Genomic DNA, 7,442 nt, shown 5'->3' on the forward strand with positions numbered 1-7,442 from the left:
CTTGTGGGGTGAACATCTTCCTTGGATATTCATCCCATAAGAACAGGATATTTTTATCTGGAAGTCCCAAACAGGCAATCAAGCTCAAAGCTAAAATTCAATTCACAAAAATTACAGCCCTAGTGCCGATAAAATATCGCTGGCGTGGTTGGATGTATTCACGTTGGCATCAACATGAACAATTTTGCCATTGGGGTCGATGACGTAGGTAACGCGCTTGGCATAACCACCACCATCAACATCGTAAGCTGTAATCAGAGTTTTTTTGGTATCCGCCAGTAGGGGAAAGTTCAAATTAAATTTTTGGGTAAAGGCTTGATGCGACACTTCATCATCGGCACTCACACCCAAAACAACTATATCTTTACCTTGATATTGTTCTTGAGCATCGCGGAAGCTACACGCTTGTTTAGTGCAGCCGGGAGTGTCATCTTTGGGATAAAAATACAAAACAACTGTCTTACCAGCAAAATCAGACAATGAGACAGTGTTGCCATTAGTATCTTTGACGGTAAATGCAGGTGCATCCGTACCAACTGCTAGAGGCATAATGAACCTTTCCTGTTTGGTGTTTGTTGATGACTCTGAAATTTTACAATAATTTACAATGATTAAAGAAGAATTCAGAAGTCAGAATAAAGGATTCAAAATGAATCCTTTATTCTGTATGAAACTTTGGCAAGCGAGAGTGCATCGCTGGGTGATGAATATTGGTTGAAAACCTCTTCTCTCCCTGCGGGACGCTACCACGAACCTGGGCGAAATCAAAATAAAACTTTTTTCTTCATTTAAACTCCAGACTTTATTGGGTGGAGTATTCACCAGTTCTGAATTCTGAATTCTGACTCCTGACTTCTGTTTATGAGTTGTAAATTAATTTGTGTTGAGATAAATAAATATTTCCATGAATAGACTTGATTCCCCAACCCCAAAATCTTTCTCTTACACTGTTAACACAGTAGAAAGAGCCGAGCGATCGCTCATTTGTTCTCCTTTCAGAGTTGGTTTATTCACAGCCATGCGTGACCAGAGTGTACCATTAAATGCGATCGCCCAAGAAAATGGCATCAAAAATGGCTATACCCAGCATCCCTTATCAGAATTGGCTTGTTACAACGCTTTAGACTGGTTAATTCAAGTTGGTGTACTGCGGCGCGAAGTTGATGGCCAGGGAATTACCGATAGTTTTCGCCTCACACCTTTAGGTCATCAATTAATCGAAAAATATCAGGGACAAAATTTTCCTGCACCTTCCTGGCGAGATTCCCTCTACAACGCCTCCATTCGTTGGTTGAGACTGCCTTTCTAGAATATGACTTACGCAGCGATCCGAAAAATTCACGGTTGTGGAAAGGGTGTAAGGGTGTAGGGGTGTACTTATTCAAAACCCTTTCACCCTCACACCCAGTCTCCTCCAACAATCTTTGTGAGTAAGTTCTGTAGAATTAAAAATCTTAAAGTTAAGATTAGGTTACAAAAGGGAACAATATACTTACGGAAGCATCAAGCCCAAGATAAATTCTTCATCAACACCTGACAACTTTGCTCAGATTTTGATGAAAGTTGTATAAATCACAGGGTTCAAGAATTTGGGTATGGATATTTATCTGCCCTCAAGTTTTGTTTGCTTCTGGATTGATAGCAGTAGCTAGGTAGATGAAAATTTTGTGCAAGCTGGAATCTCACAATTTTTGATTAATCTCAATCTAAAATCTCCAATTCTTCTGCCTGCTGCTATAACTGTTGATGAACGGATGTGATATCATTACCCGTTCATAACTAAGTATTTCACCCTCTTATTGAAAAGTACACATTAAGTATGAAAGCAATTATGGTAGTGGGAACTACATCCCACGCAGGGAAATCACTTTTAACTACGGCTATTTGCCGTTTGCTATCGCGGCGTGGTTGGCGAGTGGCTCCCTTTAAAGGTCAAAATATGGCTTTAAATGCTTATGTCACTGCCAATGGGGGTGAAATCGGTTATGCACAGGCGGTACAAGCTTGGGCTTCTGGGGTGGTTCCTTGGGTAGAAATGAATCCCATTTTACTCAAACCCCAAGGTGATATGACTTCCCAGGTAATTGTTAAGGGTAGACCAGTCGGGAGAGTCAAAGCAGCAGATTACTACGAGCAATTTTTCGACCTTGGTTGGCGAGCCATAGAAGAATCTCTACAACATTTATCCACAGAATTTGATATGTTGGTTTGCGAAGGTGCAGGTAGCCCCGCAGAAATTAACCTCAAGCACCGCGATTTGACCAACATGCGGATAGCAAAGTATTTAAATGCACCGACAATCCTGGTAGTTGATATTGACCGTGGTGGTGCTTTTGCCCATGTTGTCGGGACTTTAGAGTTACTTGACCCCGATGAACGGGACTTAATTAAAGGTATTGTAATTAACAAGTTCCGTGGACAGCGATCGCTCTTAGATTCAGGTATCCAATGGCTAGAAGAACGCACCAAAAAACCTGTAATTGGTGTACTGCCTTATTTCCAAGAACTATTCCCCGCCGAAGATTCCCTCGACTTACTAGAGCGAAAAGCTCACAAAGCTCAAGCTGACTTGAATATCGTAGTGATTCGCTTACCCAGAATTGCTAACTTTACCGATTTTGACCCCTTAGAATCAGAACCATCTGTTTCCGTGAGATATCTCAGTCCAAAACAAGATTTAGGACATCCAGACGCGGTAATCATCCCTGGCACAAAAACCACCATTGCCGACTTAATCTTATTGCAGAAAAGCGGTATGGCAGAAGCCATCCAAAATTATGCTGCTTCTGGTGGCACAGTTTTGGGGATTTGTGGCGGCTACCAAATGCTAGGACAAATTATTGCTGATCCCGAAGGTATAGAAGGTCAAGCAGGTAGATTCCAAGGCTTGAATTTATTACCAATTAGAACCGTCATTACCGGACAAAAAATTGCTCGTCAACGGCAAGTTAGCTCTAATTTCCCGCAAATGGGATTGCCAGTCAATGGCTTTGAAATTCATCAAGGGCGATCGCGTATTGAACAACCACCCGATAGTCAAGCGTATCAACCCCTATTTGATGATGTTAATCTAGGGTTGGTGGATAGCTGTCAATCAGTTTGGGGTACATACTTACACGGACTGTTTGACAATGGCCCTTGGCGACGTGCTTGGTTAAATCGCCTGCGTCAACAGCGCGGCTTAAAATCCTTACCCACAGGTGTCGCCAACTACCGCGAACAGCGAGAACAAATCTTAGACTCGCTGGCTACAGAAGTAGAACGCCATTTAGACTTAACACCATTTTTGTCGTAGTTAGCCCAAAATTGCATGAGTGTCAGCGTTCGATTTTTACCAGATGATGTCGCCATCAATGCCGAAGTGGGAGAAGCACTCTTAGATGTAGCACAACGCGCTGGAGTGTTCATTCCCACAGGCTGTCTCATGGGTTCATGTCATGCTTGTACAGTAGAACTTGAAGATGGCGATGTCATTCGCGCTTGTCTTTCCGCAGTCCCGCCAACCGATGAGGAGTTGAGAATACATTTATTTAGCGACCCAACTTGGTAGTTATTGTATTTTCCAGATGGATAAACTCAAGTACCAAATGGTGATTCAGTGGTCAGAAGAAGATGATTGCTTCTTGGTAGGATTTCCTGATTTCCCTGGACAACGTTGGCGCACTCATGGATATACTTACGAGTCAGCTGTTGCCAATGGCATTGAAGCACTGGAGTCTTTGATTATTGCTTATGAAACTGCGGGAGATCCACTGTCACAGCCAACCGTGTTGAACATTCCCTAACACAAACTTGAGATTTATAGAACTCACCCTAACAATCACAAAATTCTAGCGACACAAAAGTAGTAGTCCGCCACATAAATTTAGGACTGAAGCAAAACACCTCTTAAACTCCCATGTCTCCGTGAACTCTGCGCTATGCCAGTTACTACAACTTTGGGAACCAAAGTAACGCACTGGCTCCTCTGTGGTTCTTTCTTCCGTTGTCCAAACCTCTGATTGTGCCTCTGACTGCTTAATTTCTCAAAGTGTTAAAATCCGGTGACAATTAATAGAGCTAAACATTAGGGATAGCAAGCTCCTTAAAGAAAAGCAATATTTCCTCATAGCTGCTCAAGTTCCGAAGTTCTTGAAGTAACGATATATTTGAGTATCTGTCCCGCACACATCTACTTTTTGTTGTTAAATCTATGAAGTCTTATTTAGCCGCCGCTATTCAAATGACAAGTGTGCCTGATTTATACAAAAATTTGGCACAGGCAGAAGAATTGATTGAGCTTGCTGTGCGTCGAGGTGCTGAACTAGTTGGGCTACCAGAAAACTTTTCTTTTATGGGAGAAGAAAAAGATAAACTCGCCCAAGCCGCAAACATCACCCGCGAAACAGAACAGTTTCTCAAAAAAATGGCTCAACGCTTCCAAGTCACAATTTTAGGCGGCAGCTTTCCTGTTTTGGTAGAAGAGACAGGCAAAGTTTATAATACTTCCACCCTAATTGACCAAAGTGGTTTAGAAGTTGTCCGTTACCAAAAGGTACATTTATTTGATGTGAATGTTCCTGATGGTAATACTTATCGTGAATCTAGCACTGTAGTAGCTGGTACACAACTACCCTCAGTATATTTTTCCCCAGAACTGGGCGGTATTGGTCTTTCTGTGTGTTATGATGTGCGCTTTCCAGAATTGTATCGCCATCTATCCAGTAAGGGAGCCGATGTAATGTTTATTCCCGCGGCGTTTACTGCTTTTACTGGCAAAGACCACTGGCAAGTATTATTACAAGCAAGGGCAATTGAAAATACTTGTTATGTGATTGCACCAGCCCAAACTGGGACAAACTACGCTCGTCGCCAAACCCACGGCCATGCTGTAATTATTGATCCTTGGGGAGTCATTCTAGCTGATGCTGGGGAAAAACCCGGAATTGCGATCGCAGAAATCAATCCCTCACGTTTAGAACAAGTGCGTCGCCAAATGCCCTCTTTACAACACCGAGTGTTTGGCTAAAGTATCCAGTGTGAAGTCTGAAGTGTGAAATTGTCTGCTTCAGACTTTACTCACCATCCTCAAGACTTACCATTAAACTCCTCAACATTAAATAAGATGAAGTTGCACCAGGATCTTGGTGTCCAATACTCCGTTCTCCTAAATAACTAGCGCGTCCTTTTTTCGCTAACATCGGTTTGGTGTTTTGTAGCGCCTGTTCTGCAACAGCTACAGATTTTTGCAGCGCAGCCACAGTATTTTTACCTTCCTCAACTGCTTGTCTAAAAGCCACTACAGCCGGAGACAGCACATCAACCATTGTTTTGTCTTCTAGTTGGGCTTTACCACGTTGCAAAACTCCATCTAAACCAGCTTGCAACAATGCCAATAGTTCTTGAGTAGTTAGTTCTTGTTTACCAGCCGCGATAGTGCTGGCTTTTAAAAAAAATGTCCCGTATAAAGGGCCACTAGCACCCCCAACACTAGAAATTAAAGTCATACTCACAGTTTTCAAGATACTGCCAATATCTTGCTGAGTGACAGTTGGTAACTGACTGATCACCTTTTTAAAACCACGATCCATATTAATACCGTGGTCAGCATCACCAATTGCTGCGTCTAATTCAGTTAAATATTCTTTATTCTGCTCGATCTCAGTTCCAAATATTTGTAACCACTGAAGAATTTGAGCTTGAGTGACCATATTAAATACCCCACCGCAGACTTGCTGTGTGTACTGGTGCATCCCACAACTGCAAGAGTTCATCGTCTAACTTTAGCAACGTGATTGAGCAACCTTGCATTTCTAAAGATGTGACGTAAGGGCCGATGAAGTTGCGGACAATGATCATTCCCTGTTTTTCGCAGATTTCTGCTAACTTACGATAAATCAGATAAAGTTCAGAGATAGGTGTACCACCCATACTATTAACAAAGGCTAACAAGCGATCGCCTCTTTGCAAAGGTGGATCAATCAATTCCACATCAACCCATTCGCCTTGATTCTCATCCCACTCTCGCACAACCCGACTGTAGCCAACATCATCAATAATTGTTTGGGTTAATATCTCTGCAATCTCATCTGCTGATTTTACATCAATTCTTTCCCTTCCTGGTTCACCGTGAATCCCAATGCCAATTTCCATTTCGCGATCGCTTAATCTAAATGTTGGAGTACCCCTAGCTGGTACAGTACAAGATGTTAAAGCAATTCCCATACTTCGCCCATTCAGATTTACTCGACGACACAAATCTGCTACTTGTTGCAAGTTATAACCTTGTTCAGCCGCCGCACCACAAATTTTCTCTGCTAACACTGTTGTTCCCACACCGCGACGACCTTGAGTATATAAACTATCTTTCACTGCCACATCGTCATCAATCAAAATATTGAGCGCACGGATACCTTCACTTCTAGCTAATTCCGTTGCCATCTCAAAGTTCATCACATCGCCACTATAATTTTTGACAATATAAAGAATACCTGCTCCACCATCAACTTTTTGAGCAGCAGCCAGCATCTGGTCAGGTGTAGGTGATGTAAACACCTCTCCCGGACAAGCTGCATCTAGCATTCCTGCACCCACAAACCCTGCGTGCATCGGTTCGTGTCCACTACCTCCACCAGAAATAATTGCCACTTTTCCTGGTTTGGGTGCATTAGCTCGATAGACAAAAATGGGATCATAGTTGACTTTGATTAAATCTGAATGAGCCACCGCCATCCCAGCTAGACTTTCTCTTACGAAGTCTTCTGGCTGATTAATCAGCTTTTTCATTGTCTGTAATTGCGAAGATTGCTACAGATTCAGAATAATCCACCGAGCAGAAAACACAAAGATGCACCAGATTAATGTATTTTTTGCCGGAATGGTGTTATGTAGTGCGATCGTCCATATTTTTGAAGCAACTTCTCAAGAACACTCCGTAAATAATTTTCAGGAATTTTTTGATTTTTTCACAAACTCGGACAAGTTCATTGCCAATTGCTTCTATTATATTTAATTCTATTTAAGCTGAAATTAGCCTTATACAGCCAAAAATCGATGATTATTCAATATTGTGCTTATTTAACTACTGTATATTGGTTTTTACTTTCTTTTCAATGAAATTCAAAAAAAATTTTGCCAACCCCTTGACGTTCCTATAACCAGTTGTTAATCTAGATAAGTGTCAAGGCAAGAGCCAAGACGACTGAACCGAGAAAAAACAATACTTTGAAAGCTTAAATTTAAACCAATCCTCGTCAAACAAATTGGTTTTGGGGCTAACCCAGAAACTTAAAAAATTATAGCAAGGAATCTGAAAAGCAAGTTTTTTCAGATAACAAACTCAAAAAACAACAAAACGGAGAGTTTGATCCTGGCTCAGGATGAACGCTGGCGGTATGCTTAACACATGCAAGTCGAACGGAATCTTTAGGGATTTAGTGGCGGACGGGTGAGTAACGCGTGAG

8 protein-coding genes and 1 rRNA gene are annotated in these 7,442 nt (G+C 41.9%); 6 read left to right on the forward strand and 3 right to left on the reverse strand.

Annotated features, from left to right (window positions below; all coding sequences use genetic code 11):
* Positions 1-111 precede the first annotated feature (111 nt).
* Positions 112-549, reverse strand: coding sequence for a peroxiredoxin (locus tag H6G28_RS04725; protein ID WP_190669268.1), 438 nt, complete (start codon positions 547-549; stop codon positions 112-114).
* Between the two features lie 355 nt (positions 550-904).
* Here H6G28_RS04725 and H6G28_RS04730 point away from each other — a divergent pair, with 355 nt between their 5' ends.
* The 5 genes from H6G28_RS04730 (at position 905) to H6G28_RS04750 (ending at position 5,008) form a co-directional block, all read left to right on the forward strand.
* Positions 905-1,309, forward strand: a complete 405-nt coding sequence (locus H6G28_RS04730; RefSeq protein WP_190669270.1) for an Npun_F0494 family protein — start codon at positions 905-907, stop codon at positions 1,307-1,309.
* A gap of 510 nt (positions 1,310-1,819) precedes the next feature.
* On the forward strand, positions 1,820-3,295 hold the full coding sequence (gene cobQ / locus H6G28_RS04735) for a cobyric acid synthase CobQ (protein ID WP_190593738.1): 1,476 nt from the start codon (positions 1,820-1,822) through the stop codon (positions 3,293-3,295).
* Between the two features lie 15 nt (positions 3,296-3,310).
* Entirely contained in the window at positions 3,311-3,550 is a 240-nt protein-coding gene (locus tag H6G28_RS04740; protein ID WP_190669272.1) for a 2Fe-2S iron-sulfur cluster-binding protein, read from the forward strand.
* Between the two features lie 16 nt (positions 3,551-3,566).
* On the forward strand, positions 3,567-3,785 hold the full coding sequence (locus tag H6G28_RS04745) for a type II toxin-antitoxin system HicB family antitoxin (protein ID WP_190669274.1): 219 nt from the start codon (positions 3,567-3,569) through the stop codon (positions 3,783-3,785).
* 407 nt (positions 3,786-4,192) lie between these two features.
* A complete protein-coding gene (locus H6G28_RS04750) occupies positions 4,193-5,008 on the forward strand; it encodes a carbon-nitrogen hydrolase family protein (protein ID WP_190593731.1) in 816 nt (271 codons plus the stop codon).
* Positions 5,009-5,054: 46 nt separating this feature from the next.
* Here the strand turns inward: H6G28_RS04750 and dhaL are convergent, their stop codons facing one another.
* Together dhaL and dhaK are read right to left on the reverse strand one after the other, a co-directional pair.
* On the reverse strand, positions 5,055-5,690 hold the full coding sequence (gene dhaL / locus H6G28_RS04755) for a dihydroxyacetone kinase subunit DhaL (RefSeq protein ID WP_190669276.1): 636 nt from the start codon (positions 5,688-5,690) through the stop codon (positions 5,055-5,057).
* A gap of 1 nt (position 5,691) precedes the next feature.
* Entirely contained in the window at positions 5,692-6,765 is a 1,074-nt protein-coding gene (gene dhaK / locus H6G28_RS04760) for a dihydroxyacetone kinase subunit DhaK (RefSeq protein ID WP_190593727.1), read from the reverse strand.
* A 565-nt stretch (positions 6,766-7,330) separates the two neighbouring features.
* Between dhaK and H6G28_RS04770 the strand changes: the two genes are divergently transcribed.
* Positions 7,331-7,442, forward strand: a 16S ribosomal RNA gene (locus H6G28_RS04770); the annotation flags it as partial.

Origin of the sequence: Nostoc sp. FACHB-190, from assembly GCF_014696905.1 — a bacterium.
Classification (GTDB): Bacteria; Cyanobacteriota; Cyanobacteriia; order Cyanobacteriales; family Nostocaceae; genus Nostoc_B.